The following is a 20095-nucleotide window of genomic DNA, read 5'->3' as shown; positions in this document are numbered from 1 at the left end:
CACTCAACTTGGTGGTCAATCTTTTACTCCTGAGTAGCATTTCTTCTAACTCCCGAAAAAATGGGCGAACCGGGAGTTATTAGATGGAGATTTTAAGAAAAAGAATTTAGAGGGTGAAATTAATGCTGCTTCATTCAACATAGTGCATTTAGCAACTCATGGTCAGTTTAGTTCCCGCCTTGAAGATACTTTTATTTTGGATTTCGATGGTCAGATCAATGTCAAAGATTTTGATACTCTTTTTCGCAGTCAGGGTAAAACTATAGTAGAGTTACTAGTTTTGAGTGCTTGCCAGACAGCAACAGGAGACAGCCGTGCAGCACTTGGTCTTGCAGGAGCAGCTGTCCGGGCTGGCGCACGCAGTACCATCGCCTCACTGTGGCAGATTGATGATGAATCAACGGCAATGTTTGTTAGTGCCTTCTATCAAGAACTCAAGAGTGGCAAAATCACCAAAGCCAAAGCTGTCCACCGTGCCCAGCTACAACTGTTGCAACACCCTAATTACAAAGCACCAAGCTTTTGGTCTGCCTATGTGTTGATTGGCAATTGGTTGTAATTTGGGCACTTGGGCATCAATACTTGTCAGTTAAGGGGTAAAGGGTAAAGGGAAAAGAAAAAACCTTTCCCCTTTACCCTTTAACCTTTTCCCCAAGCCCAATTCCGAGTTAAAAATGCAAAGCCCAGTATCGCATCATATAGGACTCATATTTGATTTTTGAAAAAAATTCGGTACACCTTAATCTTCTGAAATCCTCTTGCCTACCTACGCAAGTGATTTCAGTAGTTTTGTAGGTTGGGTGCAGCGTTAGCATAACCCAACATAAAATTTGGTGGTAATGTTGGGTTGCGTTTCACTCCACCCAACCTACATCAATATATCTTTAAAAAAACTCTATGTTTCAACATAGATGAGGTTTAAAAAATGATCGGTCAATTCACTAATCAAATTGTTGTGGTGACAGGAGCAAATAGCGGTATTGGAAAAATGCTACTGATACATTACTTGCACATGATTTACTGACTTATTTCAAAAGCTCATGAAGGTATGAGAAATACTACAACTTTGGCAAGTATGTATCACATTAGCTCAAAAATAAGGGAATTTTAATAATTATCTGTTGCGACACACCATCGCATACATTTATTATTGTCACAATCACCTAATTCACCACAGAAATATATTTATACTGTGAAACTTTCCATAAGGTTATACTGGTGATTACAGCATTACTGGCATTCTTTTTTTTACAGATATTTAAAGTAAATTTATATACTTAAAACTTTACAGTAATAATTTCCATCTTTACTTCAATAAGTCCAGCTATAAAAACATTCTCTTAAAATTAACTACTGACATTGCAGCAGCTTGGAATAATAAAATTCAAAGAAATAATTTATTTAAGTCGTAATTTTACGGTTTTTAATGACTAATCTTTAAAGTTACGATCTTACCCAAGGGTGGTAAAAGTAACAGTACTTTTGTATGTACTTTATTGCGCCATCAAAACATAGTTTAGTTTGAGTCTCTGTTAGCTATTTACACAAATGTGAGGAGAGTTATCAGAATATTTTCTGCCATAGTTTATGAGGTATATTGTTTATTTTGATAGCGATTACAATCGCTGTGGCAGCATCTTAAGCTAACAAATTTTCTCACTTTCTCAATAAGCACTCTCTCAGGCTTTTGCCTGAGTAGTGCTATAGCTGACTGGATAACCAAGTCGGTTACAAACCCATTTGTCTATCGTTAGGAATATGAAAATGAAAATGAAATCAATTCTTGAGTTGATTGAGCAGAAGAACCAGGAATATGCCAAGTTACCGTTCTTTGAGTATATGAAAGACGAGTCCATTGATCCACGCCAGAGACTGGCATTTGCACCTGTGATTGCTCCACTGGCACTGGAGTTCAGTGAGTTATGCAAACGAGTTCTTAGAGATGAACCAACGACTAATTACATTCAAGAGATGGTAAATCTGCACACGCACGAAGAACATTTTCACTGGCAATGGTTACTAGAAGACATGGAAAAGATGGGGATTGACTATCCTATGCGGTTTAGTGATGCGGTGCGATTCCTTTGGAGCGATCATACCAAGGTTTCGCGTTCGATGTTTCCTATCTTTGAGCGGTATACTCGGGGAGCAGATCCTATCATCAGATTGGTTGCCATTGAGGTATCCGAGGTGACGGCGAATGTTTTTTTCCGTTCAACCATGTCTGCGGCTTTGCAACTACAAGAAATGACTCAAACAGAGTTCCGTTACTTTGGTATGCGTCATAACCATATAGAAAATACCCACACTCTTCATACTCCCTCTTCTTTGCAAATAATGAAAGAAATTGAGGTGTCGGAAGAAATTCGTCAACAAGCACTTGAATTAATTGATGTGGCGTTTGTATATTTCACAGACTTGATCAATGAGTTTTTAGTTTATATTAAGGCTCATTCTTATCAAGAACCATTTTCTAAAGTGTACGAACCAGAGCAAACAGTAGCATCTGCCTAAGCTATCTGCTCAATTTTCATTCGGCGACGATAAAAGAGTCAAAGCCTTTTATCGTCGTTTCTTTGTTTAACAGTGACAACTACTGTATAAACAGCATTGCGCTCTTGCTGAATTGGTTGAATTGCTCCATCATTGTCAGTGGCTCTACTCATCAAACTATATTGTCCTGATGTTGGTGGAGTCCATTGAAACGTGAATCGTTGCCAAGCATATTGCAACCGTGCTTCAACTTCGGCAGCTTGCCAGGTGATACCACCATCTGTACTAACATCCACCGACTGGATACCCTTGGATGCCCAGGCCCAACCCCAATGTGTTTGAGGTTGAAGGTATAATACTTCATTTTGAGAAGGATGAACAATTACAGACTCCGGTGCAACTTCCCAAACGGGTTTTAAAGTCGTATCATCGCCTCCGACTCGATCGTTATAGAAAGTTGTTGTAAATGGCCCTGGCGATCGCTGATCTGTGACATAAATATGTGAAAGCCACTTTACAAAGTTCGTGCCATAGTAGCCTGGAACCACCAGGCGCAAAGGAAAACCCCGCTCTGCTGACAGAAACTCACCGTTCAGCTTGTACGCCAGCAGCACATCATTATCCAATGCTTTTTCGATCGGAATATCTTTTATATATGAATCGCTAGCAACTCCCTCATAAACACCGCGATCAGTTCCGACAAACCAGACATAACGAGCTTCAGGTTTTACTTGCAATTGATTAAGAATTGCTCTGAGCGAAATTCCACCCCATGTCACATTACTAATGAGTCTTGTCGGAACTTTGGGTTGAAGCGGATTGCCTGAACATTGGTGGAAAATAGTTAATTCACGATATTCAAGACTCAGCAAATTCTGATATGACAACTCAAGACTTTGCTCTACTAATCCCGAAATTTTCAACTTCCATTGCTCAATGTCAATGGCTGGGATTCCCAGATGGCTGAGAACGAATAGATGGTTTTCAGGAGTAATAAAAGACTTGAGATCGTGAACACCCAGTGGAAATTTTGCAATCATTCCCACATAGCTCATGCTCTGATCTTCTAAAGTTTGATCGAACTCATTCATTTAAGCAACCTGCCATTAACGATTTTTCAAACATTTTTTATAATAGTAGTTGCACAAAAATACACGCAGTAGACGTAAAGCGGTTACTCTGCAAGAATGCCAAAGGCGAACCTACAGGGTATCGCCCTGAGATGAATAGTATTTAACTATACCGGATTGAGCAAAATAAACCGGGTTTCTCAATTTTTTACCTTCAGAAAATTACATCATGAATTGTGATACTTCGAGTTAATTGGGGAAAACTGAACTCAGGTTATCCAGTCGCAAGTTTTATGGTAGAAAATCGAGTTGATGTTCCCGGTTATGGGATTGGTGAAAGAATTTACACCAGCACTCGCACCCTGGTTTACCGAGGTTGGCGAGAAGCCGATCAAACTCCTGTTGTGATCAAACTTCTGAAAAATTCTTATCCCAGTCTGGTTGAGTTGGCTCAATTCAGGAATCAGTACTCAATTACAAAAATCTTAAATGTTCCTGGGGTTGTTCGGATCTATAGTCTGGAAAGTTGTCAAAATCGACCCGTCCTGATTTTAGAAGACTTTGGCGGAATTTCTTTGAAAGAGTACACTGCTTTTAGAAGGAAAGGACTTGGTGAGACAGGAAATCAAGAAAATTCCTCATCTCTGCATCCTTATTTTTTGACTGAGTTTTTACAGATTGCGATCGCACTTGCCGATATTCTGGCTGATCTCTACCATCACGAAATTATCCACAAGGATATCAAACCCGCCAATATCCTGATAAATCCGACCACAAAGCAGGTCAAACTTATTGACTTTAGCATTGCTTCACTGCTGCCGAGAGTTAACCAACTTTCAACTAGCCCGACTGTTTTAGAAGGAACTCTCGCCTATCTCTCTCCTGAACAAACCGGGCGAATGAATCGGGGGATTGATTATCGCACTGACTTCTATTCTCTCGGAGTCACTTTCTATGAACTCTTAACTGGGCAATTGCCATTTCAATCGGATGATTTGATGGAATTGGTGCATTGTCACATAGCAAAACAACCACCACTTTTAAATGATAGACGAGAGATTCCCCAAATTCTCTGTGATATCGTTATGAAACTGATGGCGAAGAATGCTGAAGACCGCTATCAGAGTGCATTAGGGCTAAAGCAGGATCTGCAAATTTGTTTGGAGCAATTGCAGTCCAGTGGAAATATTATCCCATTTCAGCTAGGGCACAGGGACGTTTGCGATCGCTTCGCGATTCCCGAAAAACTCTATGGGCGGGAAGTAGAAGTGGCCATGCTGCTAGCAACCTTTGAACGAGTGCGCCAGGGAACTTCTGAAATGATGCTGGTGGCAGGTTCCTCTGGTATTGGGAAAACAGCAATTGTCAACGAAGTTCACAAACCAATCACCCGTCAGCGCGGATACTTTATTAAGGGCAAATTCGATCAATTTAATCGGAATATTCCCTTTTTTGCTTTGGTGCAAGCGTTTCGGGACTTAATGGCACAACTGCTGACAGAGAGTGATGCTCAAATTGACCAGTGGAAGACTCAAATTTTATCTACCTTGGGTGAAAGTGGTCAAGTAATTATTGAGGTGATTCCAGAACTCGAACGAATCATTGGAAAACAGCCCTCACTTCCAAGATTATCGAGTACTGCGGTTCAAAGCCGCTTCAATTTGCTGTTTCAGAAATTCATTCAAGTATTTACAACCCAAGAACATCCCCTAGTTATTTTCCTTGATGATTTGCAGTGGGCGGACTCAGCTTCTTTAAAACTGATGCATCTGTTGATGAGTGAAGCCAGCAACTCTTATTTATTAGTGATTGGAGCATATCGGGATAATGAGGTTTCCTCAGCCCATCCCCTGATGTTGACCATTGAGGAAATGCGTCAAGAGGCGATTACAGTTAGTAGTATTGTTCTTTCTGCCCTTACCGAAACAGACCTAAATCAACTGATTGCAGATACCCTCAAATATTCAACAGAACAAGCAACTGCGATCGCCAATTTGGTGTATCAAAGAACTAAAGGTAATCCATTTTTCACTAACCAGTTTCTCAAGTCGCTGTATGAAGATGGGTTAATCGCCTTTGCCAGCAGAACGGGAGATTGGCAGTGCAATCTGGTTCAAATCCGGGCGCTGTCTTTTACAGAAGATATTGTCGAGTTTGTGGCGGTGCAACTCCACAAATTACCACAGCAGACTCAGGATGTTCTCAAACTGGCTGCTTGTGTCGGCAATCAGTTTGATTTAGAAACCCTATCAGTTGTCTATGAAAAATCTCCAGTCCAAACCGCAGCAGATTTGTGGCCAGCCCTCAAGGATGAATTGATCTTACCCAGTGGGGAAGGGTATACATTTTTTCAGGATGAGTCTGTTGTCATGGATGATTTGACAAATGACAACACACCAATAATTATTACCTACAAATTTTTCCACGATCGCATTCAACAAGCCGCTTATTCACTAATTCCAGACGATCAGAAACCAGCAACTCACCTAAAGATTGGTAAATTGCTATTGAGCAATACCCCGGAAACTGAGCAAGAATTGCTGATTTTTGAAATTGTCAATCAATTGAATATTGGCATAGAACTGATCGCATCTCAAACCGATCGCGATCGACTGGCACAACTCAACTTACTAGCAGGGAAAAAAGCCAAGTCTTCCACAGCTTACCAGGTAGCAATTGAGTATTTAACTACTGGGATTCGTTTATTGAGAAGTGACTGTTGGCAAAGTCAGTATGAATTAACTCTGGCATTGCACGAATCAGCCGCCGATGCTGCTTATCTTAGTGGCGCGTATGAACAGATGGAGCAATTGACTCAAACAGTCATCCAGCAAGCCAAAACTCCACTGGATCAAGTCGGCATTTACGAAACCAAAATCCAGGCGTATACAGCTAAAAATGATGTGCTGGGTGCGATCGCGATCGCGCTTCAGGGAATGAGTAAATTTGGCGTGGTTTTCCCAGAAACACCCACCCCGCAAGACATTCAGCAAGCCCTGCAAGAAACTGCTAATCTGATAAACGGTCGTGATATTGCAGAATTACTTGACTTACCTGTGATGGTAGCCGCAGAGAAGCTAGCTGTCACCCGAATTGTGGCAAACGTTGCTCCAGCCGTTTACATTGCCGATCCTAATCTGTTTCCACTACTGGTTTTGTCTCAAGTCCAAGCATCTATTGAGTATGGCAATGCTCCATTTTCTGCCTTTTGTTATGGCTGTTATGGCATTCTGTTGAGCGGAATTCTTCAGGATATTGAAACAGCCGATCGAGTTGGCAATCTTGCCTTGGCACTAACTGAGAAATTTAATATTAGCGACATCAAACCCACAGTATTTTATGTTGTAGGTGCTTTCATCACCTATTTGAAGTCTCCACTGCAAAAATCTTTGCAGTTAATGCTGGATGGTTACAAGATTGCTCTAGAAACTGGAAATGTATACTATGTAGGCTTCAATACCAAAGATATCTGCCAATATTCCTATTTCCTCGGTCGAGAATTGAACTCGTTAGAGGAAGACATCCGGGCTTACTGTCATGTTTTAGAAAATTTTAAGCAAGGCACGACTTTAAACTATTGTCGTATCTTCTGGCAAACAGTTTTGAATCTGCTTGGCAAAGCTGAGAATCCCTGTATTATCACAGGCGAGGTACTCAACGAAGCCGAATTTGTGAATCAACTGGTTCAAGCCAATGAATTAACAGGGCTTCACTATTTCTTTCTCCACAAATTGATTCTCTGTTATCTGTTTGAAAACCTTTCTCAAGCAGTGGAAACAGCCGCTCAAGCCAGAGAATATCTAGTTGCGGGAACAGGCTATGCTACTGTGCCGATGTTTTATTTTTATGATTCCCTGACAGCTTTAGCAGAGTATCGCACAGCTATAGCCTCTCGCCAAGAAACATTACTAGAAAGGGTTACAGAAAACCAGGAAAAAATGCAGACATGGGCGCACCACGCACCGATGAATTATTTGCACAAATTTGAACTAGTGAAAGCCGAAGAGTGCCGAGTGTTGGGACAGATGGCCCAGGCAGTGGATCATTACGATCGCGCGATCGTAGAAGCAAAAGCCAATAGATATATTCAGGAAGAAGCCCTTGCCAATGAACTGGCTGCCCGATTTTATTTAGAATGGAACAAAGAAGCGATCGCGCAAATTTACCTAGAAAATGCCTATTACACTTACCTTAGCTGGGGAGCGATCGCCAAAGTTAACCAGTTGGAACGCCAATATTCTCAATTATTGCTGAAGGTGTTTCAGCAGGATGAAACGACTTCTTCAACCCTCACCACTACAATCGGATTCAACCAAAGTAGTTCCACTGGGACTGAAGCATTAGATTTAGCAACGGTGATGAAAGCCTCTCATACACTGGCTGGAGAAATTGAGTTAGAAAAGCTGTTGACAACCCTAATGCAGGTTGTAATCGAAAATGCCGGGGCTGACAAATCAGTCCTTCTACTGCTTCAAGAGGATAATTGGGTTGTTGTGGCTCAAAAAACTAGCCAAGCGATCTTTGAAGAAGAGCAATTTCTGCCATACCCTACGCCTACTGATGAAAACTTGGGGATCATAAACCTACACTCCCTCCCTCTTTCAGCCAGTCAGGATGTTCCCAAAGCAGTTGTGAATTATGTCTCGCGCACCACTGAAACCCTAGTGTTAGATGATGCCCGCAAGGAAACTACCTTCGCCAACGATCCCTACATCATTCTATGGCAACCCAAAAGCTTGCTATGTACGCCTATTCACAATCGTGGCCAGCTAATTGGCATCCTATACTTAGAAAACAGTTTGACAACTGGAGCCTTTACCCAAAACCGTCTTGAGGTTTTGCGGTTGCTCACAGCACAAGCTGCCATCTCGCTGCAAAATGCCATGTTGTATAACAATCTAGCTGTAGCAAAAGCTCAATTAGAAGATTACAACCATACTTTAGAGCAAAAGGTGGAGCAGAGAACTCTGGAGTTGAATGATAAAAATCAGCATCTCTCGGAAACTTTAGAGGAACTGCAACACACTCAAAGCCAACTGATTCAAACTGAAAAAATGTCTTCATTGGGACAAATGGTCGCAGGTGTTGCCCATGAAATTAACAACCCGATTAACTTTATCTATGGCAACCTCACCTATACCAATGAGTATTGCCAAGATTTGCTGCATCTGGTTGAGCGTTATCAGCACTATTATCCTCAACCGTTTCCTGAGATTCAACAAGAACTAGAGGCAATAGATTTAAACTTTCTCAAACCAGACTTACAAAAATTGCTGCAATCAATGAAAGTGGGGGCAGATCGCATTCGTCAAATTGTCCTTTCTCTCCGCAATTTCTCGCGTTTGGATGAAGCTGAAATGAAAAGTGTCAATCTTCATGAAGGCATTGACAGCACCCTGTTAATTTTACACCACCGTCTAGAAGAGAAAGCACACCGCCCCGGAATCGATGTGATTAAGGAATATGGACAGTTGCCAGAAGTTAGTTGCTACGCCAGTCAGATCAATCAAGTATTCATGAATATTCTGAACAATGCTATTGATGCCTTGGATTCATCGTTCACAAATGAAGATAGACAAACAAAAATTCCCACTATCCAAATTCGTACAAAAATGACTGATCCTGATACAGTAACTATTCAAATTGCAGATAATGGATCTGGGATGTCTGACGAGGTGAAACAGCGCCTATTTGACCCATTTTTTACAACAAAACCTATAGGCACAGGAACAGGTTTAGGATTATCAATTAGCCACTCGATTGTAGAAAAACATCGGGGACGAATAAGTGTAATATCCGAACCGGGAAAAGGAGCGGAGTTTTCTCTTTCTATCCCTTTACATTGAGTATTTTGGTAAAGTTTTTGGTGTGGTAACTGTCGCAGTTCCGCTTCACTACACTAGCCAGAGAGGAAATCCAAAGATCGCTCTTTGGAATCCCCCGCTATATCAAGAGTAACTGATATAGCGGTGAGAGGATGTAAAATTAGAGCCGTATATTTTTTCCAAATTGGGATGCCCCCGTTTAAAATGCCTTCTTTTTGCGTTTCATCCACAATCCCATTGCACCAGCAACAGCTATGCCTCCCATACTAATAGGTTCAGGGACAGAAGTAGCAGTTTGCTCAAAAACAATTTCTGAAATGCTGTAATACTCTGGGAAGTTACCACTTGTCTGAAAATTGGAGAAGGTTACTTTATCAGTTACAACGTTTGCAAATATTGAATTAGAAAAATCAATTAGTTCATTAACTAGTCCATTAACATTATTAGGAGGTATTCCTTCTGGCTCAAACCCTATAGTAGAAAAGTTCTCAGTTATTCCATTGATTGTTATATTTACAGTGTCAATGTTGCCAGGAATACCATTTTCAGTAGGGCCAAATGAAAATAACTTGATGTTTGCAATTGCTGATTTTTGGTCAAGGAAAGTAGTAATTGTCGAGTTATCTGACTTTAAAAAAAGATGAGTGTTAATTACATCAGTTCCTATAAAACTATCATTTAGTGTTCCAGAGCCATCAGAGTAGTTATAGGTTCCATTGCTGTTACTGTTAATTATTCCATTATAATTATGGCTCCAAGAACCAAATCCTGACAGTTGTGTATTAGTAACATCATAGGAAGAAATTCCTACAGCAGTTGCATTTGCTAATTCTGGGAAAATACTTCCTATACCTAAAATTGAAATAGCTCCAAAGGTGGCAATTGTTATTTTTCTCATTTTTTTAATTATAATTATTTGAGGCGAATTATGTTATTTAAAATAATACATGATTATTATATTTTTATTTTTATAATAAAAAAATGTTAATTATACAGATAAAAAGAAAATATATACTAATGTTTAGCGATCAGATAAATTTTTTGTTTTCCAGAAATGAGCATGAGTAATGGGGTCAAAGAAACTGCATTACGTAGGCTAGCAATAACCACAGGCATCATTGATATTTTTCGTTTTTTCGGAGACAGGAACGAAAAGCGATCGCTTCACACTAAAAAATTATTAGAGGAAAAATTGGTAAACAGCGATCGCTACCTGTAGTCGGTAAACTGGTGCTATACAGTATTGGTTTATATCTAATTCAGTGATTGACTCACGCCAGAATAGTTAATCAGTCACACTATCCGCAGGTAGAAACTCTTGGAGTGCTTCTGCCTGAGCAGCCTTCAATACTGGAAGAGATAGGGGTAGTGAATTTGCGATCGCAAATAATTGTTCTAGTTGACTCAGGCCTGTCAAGCTACCACATAATAATACTTGGTCGCTAATTCGCAAATCCATTCCGCCATCAGGATAGCGAATAAATTTACCATCGCGCCGGATTGCCTGTACCTGTACTCCAAATCGCTTGTTGATATCTAAATCTGCAAGGGTTTTACCTAGCGTTGGCGTATCTGCATTAACTGTAACCCACTGGCAAGCACTATTTTCTCCAGGAACAGCAGCTTGTCCCTTGGCGAATTCTGCCAAAGCTGCCAGTTCTTCATCTGCTCCCACTACCAGCAAGCGATCGCCATCTTCCAATTTGGTTTGATTATTGGGATAATCGATTTCATCGCCGTTAGCGCGACGAATTGCCATCAAACTCGCTCCTGTTAAGTAGCGCATATCTGCCTCTTCTATACTCATACCGATTAAGGGCGAATCTGCTGGGAGAGGATACCAGCGCTGATTTAAATCGCGGGTGGCTTGGCGCAAATCACGAGCAACTTCAGTTGCAGAACGCTCTGGCCGCAAATCTAAATAATGATCGTTGCGGATTTGCTGCATTTCCCGTTGGACGACTGCTGGTGACAACAAGCCTAAGCCAGTTAATAAATAGGTTGCCATTTCTAAACTGGCTTCAAACTCTGGCTGTACCACTTCTCTAGCTCCCAATTGATACAGTACCTCAATATTTTTATCCTGGGTAGCACGGACAACTAAATCTAATTCTGGGCGCAATTCCAAGGCGCGTTTCAAGCAAAGACGAGTACTCATCGGGTCTGGAAGTGCGATCGCCATTCCTTTGGCATGATTCACTCCGGCGGTTTCTAAAACGTGTAAACTCACGCAATTGCCATAGACATAAGACACTCCAGCCTCACGCAACTGCTGAATTCTACTTTCTGATTGGTCGATTACCACCACAGGCATGTTGTGTTGCAGCAACAACTTCACTAAATTTTTGCCAACTCGCCCATAACCGCAGACTACTACATGGTCTTTGAATGGTAAATCTTCTGATACATCCAGCGCCTCTTGTTCTTCTAGGTACGGTTTCAACCAAGGCATTGATTCGGCAAAGTTAAATAAAAATGGTACTAACCGCAAGACAAAGGGAGTCAGCATGAGAGTAACTGCGGTGGTTCCCAAAATTAATAAGTATATCTGTCGAGACACTAGCCCCAAAGACTGCCCTTCACTGGCGAGAACAAAGGAAAATTCCCCAATTTGCGCCAATCCCAAACCGGCGATTATGGCTGTTTTTAAAGGGTAGCGGAATAGTTTTACTAAGGGCGTGATAATCAAGAATTTACCTATGAAAACTAATGCTACCAGCCCCAAAATTAATTCCAGGTTGTTCCACAAAAACACTGGATCAATTAACATTCCAATGGCGGCAAAAAATAAACTGGCAAAGATATCTCGCAGTGGTTCGACATAAGTTAGGGTTTGATCGGCGTATTCCACCTCAGAAATCATCAAACCCGCGACAAATGCCCCCATTTCAATGGACAGCCCCAAATGCTCTGTCAACAGGGCAATGCCCAAACATAAAGCTACAACCCCTAATAAAAATAGTTCTCGGCTTTCAGTACGGGCTAACAGTCGCAACAAAGGCGGTATCAGCCACATCCCCGCAGCCACTGCACCAGCTGCAAATAAAGCAATCCATAGTAGGGCTGTTAGCACGGCGATGCCAATGGTTTCTGCTGGTTGGTTTAGGGCTGGTAGAACTGCTAACATCAGTCCTAGTGCCAAGTCTTGGACTACCAAAATCCCCAACATCACCTGTCCGTGAGGCGTTTCTGTTTCATTGCGTTCCATCAAGCACTTAAGGACAACCGCAGTGGAAGACAAGGACAGAATACATCCCAAAAACATCCCCTTAGCGGGTAAGGTTCCCCAGGCCCCGCTTAACCCGGATACCACAACTGTTACCAAAATTGTCAAAGCAATCTGGAGTCCACCTCCACCAAGAGCGATCGCTTTTACCTTCTTGAGTTCCGCAAAGGAAAATTCTACACCCAAGGCGAATAATAAAAAGGCGACACCAAACTGTGCCAGAGTCTCTACTTGAATAACTTCTTTAATCAATCCCAGTCCGGCGGGCCCAATGATCATCCCGCCGATGAGATAGCCTAGCAGCACAGGTTGCCGTAAAAGTGCCGCCAACAATCCACCACAGGCTGCAACGCCCAAAACTAAAACTAAATCAACAATCAGCCTAAAATCTTCTTGCACCAGTTTTAAAAGAACTATTTATTAAGACCTATTAATTCAGGATACAAAGTTTTATGATCTCAAACAGCTTGTTTGGGAATTGGGTATGGGGAATTGGGGCAAGAAGGTTTTTAACTGCTGTCTAATGCCCATTAAATTTTAGGTGAGCTAAGGGCACTCAATAATAACAGTGACCACGGCATTTTAATATCGGGTACGAGCCATGAGTAGTTTCTTAGTATAGGTAATGCAGCCGGTAGCACAAAACGTAAAGAGCGTAGCGATGCGGGACGATCGCCATTTTCATCGACAATTCCATATTTATCAGCTAGTTCGGCAACAATCTGCACACGTCCTGTACGGCGCATTATATTTGATTCACAAGCAAGTGCAGCAATTACCCGTCCAGTTAATAAGGGAGTTTCCCAGTTGTAGCGATCGCTAAGAAATGAGTTTTTTTGCTCGGTAGTATCGGTTTGATTCATCTCAGAAGCAAAACGGGAAAAAAGCTCAGTCCCAACAATACCCGGCCAGATTGAAACAGAAGCGACATTATGGGGTTTTAATTCAACAGCCATATCAGCCGCTAGGCGATCGCAAGCTGCTTTTCCCACACCATAAGCTGTATTAAAGATATAAGACATACTGCCCCACGAGGAAATGGTGCAAATTAGTCCAGAGTTACGTTTGGTCATCATTCGCGCAGCAAAAACACTCGCAACATAGTGGCTACGAAGACCAACGTTGTTGCTTGCATCCCACAGACTTAGTTCACAATCCCAAAAAGGCTGCCCAAAAGCGTTTTTTATTGCCTCAACTCCTGAGTAAGCATTATTCACCAATAGATCGAGTTGTCCATCCTGCTCATCTTGGATGCGCTCAAACAGTAAACGCACCTGCTCATCATCGCTGTGGTCTACTTGGACGGGAATACACGCACCACCGGCTTGTTCTATAGTTGATTGGGTTTCACCAAGACTTCCTGAAACCGCATCACTAGAGGAGTTGCTGAGGCTGCGTCCCGTGACGTATACAGTTGCTCCAGCCTCAGCTAAACCAATAGCAATTCCCCTACCAATTCCCCGCGTAGCACCTGTTACTAATGCCACTCTTCCCTCAAGGTGTTTCACGATCGCTTTTCCCTATGGTTAATTTATTTAAAGCCGGAGAACCCCAGCCTTAAAAAAGGCAAAACCTCTCAAAGTCCCCCTTTGCTTAGGGGGATTTAGGAGGATCTACAACTACAAATAATATCTATCACTCAACCTAAGTAAGTTGGCACGAAAAAAACCAAGTATGTTACAAAACACAAATAGGCTTAAAACCCTCACTAATGACAAATGACGAAGGACAAATGACAGCCCTAGCCAGTTACCTTTAATTGCGCCGACCTACTTAACCAATTAATTTCTGCCAGCTAGCAGGCCCAACAATCCCATCGGCATCTAGACCATTTTGCTTTTGAAAGTTCTTAATTGCAACTTCTGTTTGCGGCCCATAAACACCATCATTCTCAACACCTAAACGGTATTGTAAATATCTAACAACTGCACCACCAGCATGGTTTGGTCTGATAATTCGTTTTGCCAAAATTAGATTTATGGCATTCCATGTAGCTTCGTTGGCAACTCCAGTTGGCTGAACTCCGACAATAGCCTGAAATTTTTCAACGGCAGATTTGGTGTTAGCCCCAGTGAAGCCATCTTCTACTAATGCGTTACCATTTTTATCAGTTATTTTGAGTCGATTTAAGGATTTTTGCAGTCTGAGAATTGTAGCATCTACATTCTCTTCTTCATCTGGTACAGGGTTAACAGGAGTAGTTGGCACTTTACCAGTTAAGCCTTTGACGATCGCATTAGCCATTGCTTCAGGATTAAAAAGATTCATATCCTTTTGCGAATCGATGAAGCAACATTCTACCAAGATAGCAGGCATATCTGTATTTTTCAGAACATACAAGTGGGAACCACTCTTAACACCGCGATTAAAAAATCCCAACTTGACAATTTCATCTAATACAGGTTTAGCGATTCTTCTACCAGTCTCACTAGTGGCAAATACTTCCGTACCATTAGCTTGGTTATTAAAAGCATTAAAATGAATTGAGACGTAAATATCTACTTTACTTCCATTAGCTGTAGAACATCTTTTTGAGAGTGAGTCACGGACTGTACTAGCACTACTCGGTCTACATACTACAACATCATTACCTAAAGCTCTTAACTTGGCTATAACTCTATTACCTACATCTAGAGTTAAATTATCCTCAAACTTAATTCCTCTGGCTCCTGTGTCTGGTGGACAATTGTGTCCGCTATCAATTCCAAATTTCATGATTTTATCCTCAAATTACTTATTTTTACACTAGTTCAAAACTCTTCAAATTTTAGAGAAAAAGTTTTGTTAATAAATTTGTTGAAGTACTTGTTCGCAATGTCCGCATTGTTTTAAGCATTAATACGCTAGCAGACAAAATAAGTTTTTCTGCGAACCTGAACAGCAAATTTATATGTTAAAATACCTTAATTACAAGGTATGTTGTCACCAAAAACACAACCATTATAATTTATCAAAATCAAGAATAACAAGGTTAATTTTTGCAATAATTTTGAATGCAGCAATTGCCTTCACTATTCAGATAATAGCGCTTTAGAAAAGTAGGAAGCCATAAAAAACATACCTAGTACAGTTCGGCGTAAATAAGCCATCCATTTGAAATGTCTAAAGCCCTTACGCAATGGTAATTACGAATTACGAATTACGCTTGGCGGTACTAGTTAGATATTCAAATCCCTAAACCGACGCACCTCCTGATATGAAAGTGGGCTTATAGAGTCGTGAACCATTTACAGACTCTACCCTTGGCTTGCTGTTAACCCTGAGCAGCTTAACACATAATACTTTTACGTGATATTTTCTACACACCTGCGGGAGACTTAGATATTATCGAGTCGCATACATTCACAAACCTGTCAGCACAAGAAATTCGTTCGCTGTGTAGAGGTACTAAAGGAATTAAAATATCCCAAAGGCGTTGGTGATGGTGAAGTTCTAGCTACCTCAAGAAATTATTGACCGGAATCTGTGGGTAGATATATGACAATCAACCTGAAAGCACGTTTAAGATTTAAGTAAAGAAATATTTCGTAGCTTACAGGCATGAAACGCATCGTCTTGGTTGCTGGGTTTGAATCATTCAACGCTGACTTGTACAGGAAAGCAGCTTTTTTGGCTAACTCTCGCTGTCCTGAGTTGGATATTCGGGTATTTAGCGATCGCAATATTACTAGTCAACGCGCCGAGGTAGAAGCAGCACTTGATAACGCCGATGTATTTTTCGGTAGTCTACTATTTGATTATGACCAGGTTGTATGGCTGCGCGATCGCATTGCCCAAATTCCCATTCGCCTAGTCTTTGAGTCAGCCTTGGAATTGATGAGTTTAACCAAGTTGGGCGACTTTGCCATTGGCGACAAACCAAAAGGAATGCCCAAACCAGTTAAATTCATCCTCGACAAATTTAGCAACGGCCGAGAAGAAGACAAACTTGCTGGTTACATCAGCTTCTTAAAGATTGGCCCCAAACTACTGAAATATGTCCCAGTGCAAAAAGTCCAAGACTTACGCAACTGGTTAATTATCTATGGTTACTGGAATGCTGGCGGCCCAGAAAACGTCGCTTCATTATTCTGGACACTGGCAGAAAAATACTTAAATTTAAAAGTCGGCGACATTCCCCCGTTAATCGAAACCCCCAACATTGGATTACTCCACCCCGATTATCAAGGGTTTTTTGAATCCCCAAAAGCATACCTAGAATGGTATGAAAAGATCCCCCCTAGCCCCCCTTACAAAGGGAGGAATATTAGCCCCCCTTCTCAAGGGAGGTTGGGGGGATCTAAAGCCACAAAACCTGTTGTCGGTATTCTCCTTTACCGAAAACACGTCATCACAAAACTACCCTACATTCCCCAACTAATTCGCAGTTTTGAAGAAGCCGGCTTAACTCCTTTACCCATCTTCATCAACGGCGTAGAAGGACACGTGGCGGTACGAGATTTGATGACAACCGACTATGAAATTCAGCAACGAAAACTAGGCAATATAGAGACTGCCTCACTATCTAGTGAAGCAGTTAAAGTAGATGCGATCGTTTCGACAATTGGCTTTCCTCTGGTGGGTGGCCCGGCTGGTTCAATGGAAGCAGGCCGCCAAATAGAAGTAGCAAAGCGCATCCTGACTGCCAAGAATGTACCTTATATTGTTGCTGCACCACTATTAATTCAAGATATTCACTCGTGGACGCGCCAGGGTGTTGGCGGATTGCAAAGTGTGGTGTTGTATGCCTTACCAGAATTGGATGGGGCTATTGATACCATTCCTCTCGGTGGGTTGGTGGGCGAAAATATTTATCTAGTCCCTGAACGGGTGCAGCGATTAATTGATAGGGTGAAAAGCTGGGTGTCTTTGCGGCAAAAACCTGCTTCGGAACGCAAAATTGCCATTATTTTATATGGGTTCCCGCCAGGTTATGGTGCTGTGGGGACTGCTGCATTATTAAATGTACCGCGTAGTTTGCTGAAGTTTCTCCATGCACTCAAAGAACAAGGTTACACCGTGGGCGATTTACCGGAAGATGGCGAAGAATTGATTCGCTGGGTAAAAGAAGCAGATGAAGCTAATCCTCTTGTGGGACAGTCGTCTCGCCTGCCCCTAGATAATGGCGCTCATGTTGCCCACCCCACAAGTACTGTAAATTTCCGCACTCTAGAAAAATGGCTGGGATATCTGCAAACTTCTCGCATTGAAAAACAATGGAAATCTCTTACGGGAACTGGTATTAAAACATCCGGCGAGGAATTTCAGATTGGCGGTGTGCAATTAGGAAATGTGTGGATAGGTGTACAACCACCTTTGGGGATACAAGGCGACCCGATGCGCTTAATGTTTGAACGGGATTTAACGCCTCATCCACAATATGCGGCTTATTATAAATGGCTGCAAAATGAGTTTGAAGCTGATGCTTTAGTTCACTTTGGAATGCATGGGACGGTGGAATGGTTGCCTGGTTCTCCGTTGGGGAATACGGGTTATTCTTGGTCGGATATTTTGTTAGGAAATTTGCCTAATCTATATATATATGCGGCAAATAATCCGTCTGAATCGATGTTGGCAAAACGTCGCGGTTATGGTGTGTTGATTTCTCATAATGTGCCACCTTATGGTCGTGCTGGTTTGTATAAGGAGTTGGTGGCGTTGCGAGATTTGATTGCGGAGTATCGGGAAGATCCACAAAAGAATTATGTTTTGAAGGAAGGGATTTGTAAAAAGATTGTGGACTCTGGGTTGGATGCAGATTGTCCGTTTGAAAATGCGAAGAAGTTGGGGATTGCGTTTACTCCAGAGAATGTGCGGATGTTTAGCGGTCATGCTTTTGATGCTTATTTGGTGGAGTTATATGAATATTTGCAGGTTTTAGAGAATCGGTTGTTTTCTTCGGGGTTGCATACTTTGGGGGAAAAGCCGAGTGAGGAGGAGTTGGGATCGTATTTGGAGGCTTATTTTGGGGATGAGGAAGAAGGAAACGAACCGCAGAGGCGCGGAGAACACAGAGAGAAGAGAGAAGAGGAGGAAAGATTAATAAGGGATTTGTTGATGCAGTCTACGGATGAGTTGACGAATTTGTTGAGGGGGTTGAATGGGGAGTATATTCCGCCTGCGCCTGGGGGGGATTTGTTAAGGGATGGGGCTGGTGTTTTGCCGACTGGGAGGAATATTCATGCTTTAGATCCTTATCGGATGCCTTCGCCTGCGGCGTATGAACGGGGACGGGAAATTGGTCAAAAAATTATCGCCCAGCATTTGGATGAATATGGGAAATATCCGGAAACGGTGGCGGTGATGTTATGGGGGTTGGATGCGATTAAAACTAAGGGTGAATCTTTGGGGATTTTGTTGGAGTTGGTGGGGGCTGAACCTGTTAAGGAAGGAACTGGTAGAGTTGTTCGTTATGAGTTGAAGCCGTTGGCGGAGGTTGGACATCCCCGGATTGATGTGTTGGGTAATTTGTCTGGGATTTTCCGGGATAGTTTTGTAAATATTATCGAATTGTTGGATGATTTATTTCAACGGGCGGCTGATGCTGATGAAGCAGAAGATGAGAATTTTGTTAGGAAACACGCTTTGGCTTTAAAAGCCCAAGGGGTGGAAAATGCCTCGGCGAGATTGTTTTCTAATCCGGCAGGTGATTTTGGTTCTTTGGTCAATGATAGGGTGGTTGATGGTAACTGGGAATCTGGTGAGGAGTTGGGAAATACTTGGCAAAGCCGCAATGTATTCAGCTACGGGAGAGAGGATAAAGGTCAAGCTAGACCGGAAGTTTTGAATACGTTGTTAAAAACTAGCGATCGCATTGTTCAAGAAATCGATTCGGTAGAATATGGTTTAACTGATATTCAAGAATATTACGCCAATACGGGCGGTTTGAAAAAGGCAGCAGAAAAACAAAGCGGTAAGAAGGTGACAACTAGCTTTGTGGAAAGTTTCTCGAAGGATACTACACCCCGCAATTTAGATGATTTGCTGCGAATGGAGTACCGCACTAAGTTAGTCAATCCCAAATGGGCGCAAGCGATGGCAAATCAAGGTTCTGGTGGTGCGTTTGAAATTTCTCAACGGATGACGGCGTTGATTGGTTGGGGTGGTACTGCCGATTTTACCGATGATTGGGTTTATGACCAAGCGGCTGATACTTATGCTTTAGATACAGAGATGGCGGATAAGTTACGGAAGGCAAATCCTGAAGCTTTTCGCAATATTTTAGGGAGAATGCTGGAGGCGCATGGGCGCGGTTTCTGGGAAGCTGATGGTGAGAAGTTAGATAAGCTACGTCAGTTATATGAGTTGACAGATGAAGAGTTGGAGGGCATTACAGTTTAGAACTTCAAATTAAGACACTAACCATTAATAAAAATTATTGTAGAGACGGCGATTTATCGCGTCTTTGCTTAACCGAACCTTATTGAAAGCGATGTCTACGACGGGCTACGGCTACGCTATTACGCTTGAGGTTATAAAAGTTTAAACCTTTGCAGCTAAGA

9 protein-coding genes and 1 pseudogene are annotated in these 20095 nt (G+C 41.9%); 5 read left to right on the top strand and 5 right to left on the bottom strand.

The genetic code is table 11. The annotated features are described in order from the left end of the window. Window positions 1–76 precede the first annotated feature (76 nt). Together GNF10_RS10235 and GNF10_RS10230 are read left to right on the top strand one after the other, a co-directional pair. A pseudogene (locus tag GNF10_RS10235) lies at window positions 77–559 on the top strand (CHAT domain-containing protein); the annotation flags it as partial. Between the two features lie 1205 nt (window positions 560–1764). Further along, on the top strand, window positions 1765–2514 hold the full coding sequence (locus tag GNF10_RS10230; protein WP_260446092.1) for a hypothetical protein: 750 nt from the start codon (window positions 1765–1767) through the stop codon (window positions 2512–2514). Between the two features lie 38 nt (window positions 2515–2552). Here GNF10_RS10230 and GNF10_RS10225 read toward each other — a convergent pair whose 3' ends face one another. Next, window positions 2553–3584, bottom strand: coding sequence for a molybdopterin-dependent oxidoreductase (locus GNF10_RS10225; RefSeq protein ID WP_185581257.1), 1032 nt, complete (start codon window positions 3582–3584; stop codon window positions 2553–2555). Between the two features lie 272 nt (window positions 3585–3856). Between GNF10_RS10225 and GNF10_RS10220 the strand changes: the two genes are divergently transcribed. Continuing rightward, window positions 3857–9409, top strand: a complete 5553-nt coding sequence (locus GNF10_RS10220) for an ATP-binding sensor histidine kinase (RefSeq protein WP_185581256.1) — start codon at window positions 3857–3859, stop codon at window positions 9407–9409. A gap of 178 nt (window positions 9410–9587) precedes the next feature. On the opposite strand, the gene GNF10_RS10215 is transcribed toward GNF10_RS10220, so the two are convergent. After that, the gene (locus GNF10_RS10215; protein ID WP_185592600.1) at window positions 9588–10286 is read right to left on the bottom strand and encodes a PEP-CTERM sorting domain-containing protein; all 699 of its coding nucleotides are present in this window, start codon (window positions 10284–10286) and stop codon (window positions 9588–9590) included. 162 nt (window positions 10287–10448) lie between these two features. Between GNF10_RS10215 and GNF10_RS10210 the strand changes: the two genes are divergently transcribed. Further along, on the top strand, window positions 10449–10607 hold the full coding sequence (locus tag GNF10_RS10210; RefSeq protein ID WP_185586363.1) for a hypothetical protein: 159 nt from the start codon (window positions 10449–10451) through the stop codon (window positions 10605–10607). A gap of 66 nt (window positions 10608–10673) precedes the next feature. On the opposite strand, the gene GNF10_RS10205 is transcribed toward GNF10_RS10210, so the two are convergent. The 3 genes from GNF10_RS10205 to GNF10_RS10195 form a co-directional block, all read right to left on the bottom strand. Continuing rightward, on the bottom strand, window positions 10674–13013 hold the full coding sequence (locus GNF10_RS10205) for a cation:proton antiporter (protein WP_185586364.1): 2340 nt from the start codon (window positions 13011–13013) through the stop codon (window positions 10674–10676). Window positions 13014–13144: 131 nt separating this feature from the next. Further along, window positions 13145–14122 (bottom strand): SDR family NAD(P)-dependent oxidoreductase, encoded by a 978-nt coding sequence (locus GNF10_RS10200; RefSeq protein ID WP_185586365.1) that lies wholly within the window; start codon window positions 14120–14122, stop codon window positions 13145–13147. 265 nt (window positions 14123–14387) lie between these two features. Beyond that, window positions 14388–15329 carry an N-acetylmuramoyl-L-alanine amidase gene (locus GNF10_RS10195; RefSeq protein ID WP_185586366.1) on the bottom strand — a complete coding sequence of 314 codons (942 nt, stop codon included), beginning with the start codon at window positions 15327–15329 and terminating at the stop codon, window positions 14388–14390. 825 nt (window positions 15330–16154) lie between these two features. Here GNF10_RS10195 and bchH point away from each other — a divergent pair. Beyond that, on the top strand, window positions 16155–19934 hold the full coding sequence (bchH, locus tag GNF10_RS10190; protein WP_185584834.1) for a magnesium chelatase subunit H: 3780 nt from the start codon (window positions 16155–16157) through the stop codon (window positions 19932–19934). Window positions 19935–20095: the final 161 nt, after the last annotated feature.

Origin of the sequence: Nostoc sp. UCD121 (genome assembly GCF_014222285.1) — a bacterium.
In the GTDB taxonomy this organism is placed as follows: domain Bacteria; phylum Cyanobacteriota; class Cyanobacteriia; order Cyanobacteriales; family Nostocaceae; genus Nostoc.
This window is presented reverse-complemented; position numbering and strand designations above follow the sequence as displayed.

Excerpts from the sequence above, each read along its gene's own strand:
- GNF10_RS10215 (WP_185592600.1), bottom strand. The coding sequence starts at position 10,286 with ATGAGAAAAATAACAATTGCCACCTTTGGAGCTATTTCAATTTTAGGT.
- GNF10_RS10210 (WP_185586363.1), top strand. The coding sequence starts at position 10,449 with ATGAGTAATGGGGTCAAAGAAACTGCATTACGTAGGCTAGCAATAACC.
- GNF10_RS10220 (WP_185581256.1), top strand. The coding sequence starts at position 3,857 with ATGGTAGAAAATCGAGTTGATGTTCCCGGTTATGGGATTGGTGAAAGA.
- GNF10_RS10230 (WP_260446092.1), top strand. The coding sequence starts at position 1,765 with ATGAAAATGAAATCAATTCTTGAGTTGATTGAGCAGAAGAACCAGGAA.
- GNF10_RS10195 (WP_185586366.1), bottom strand. The coding sequence starts at position 15,329 with ATGAAATTTGGAATTGATAGCGGACACAATTGTCCACCAGACACAGGA.
- GNF10_RS10225 (WP_185581257.1), bottom strand. The coding sequence starts at position 3,584 with ATGAATGAGTTCGATCAAACTTTAGAAGATCAGAGCATGAGCTATGTG.
- bchH (WP_185584834.1), top strand. The coding sequence starts at position 16,155 with ATGAAACGCATCGTCTTGGTTGCTGGGTTTGAATCATTCAACGCTGAC.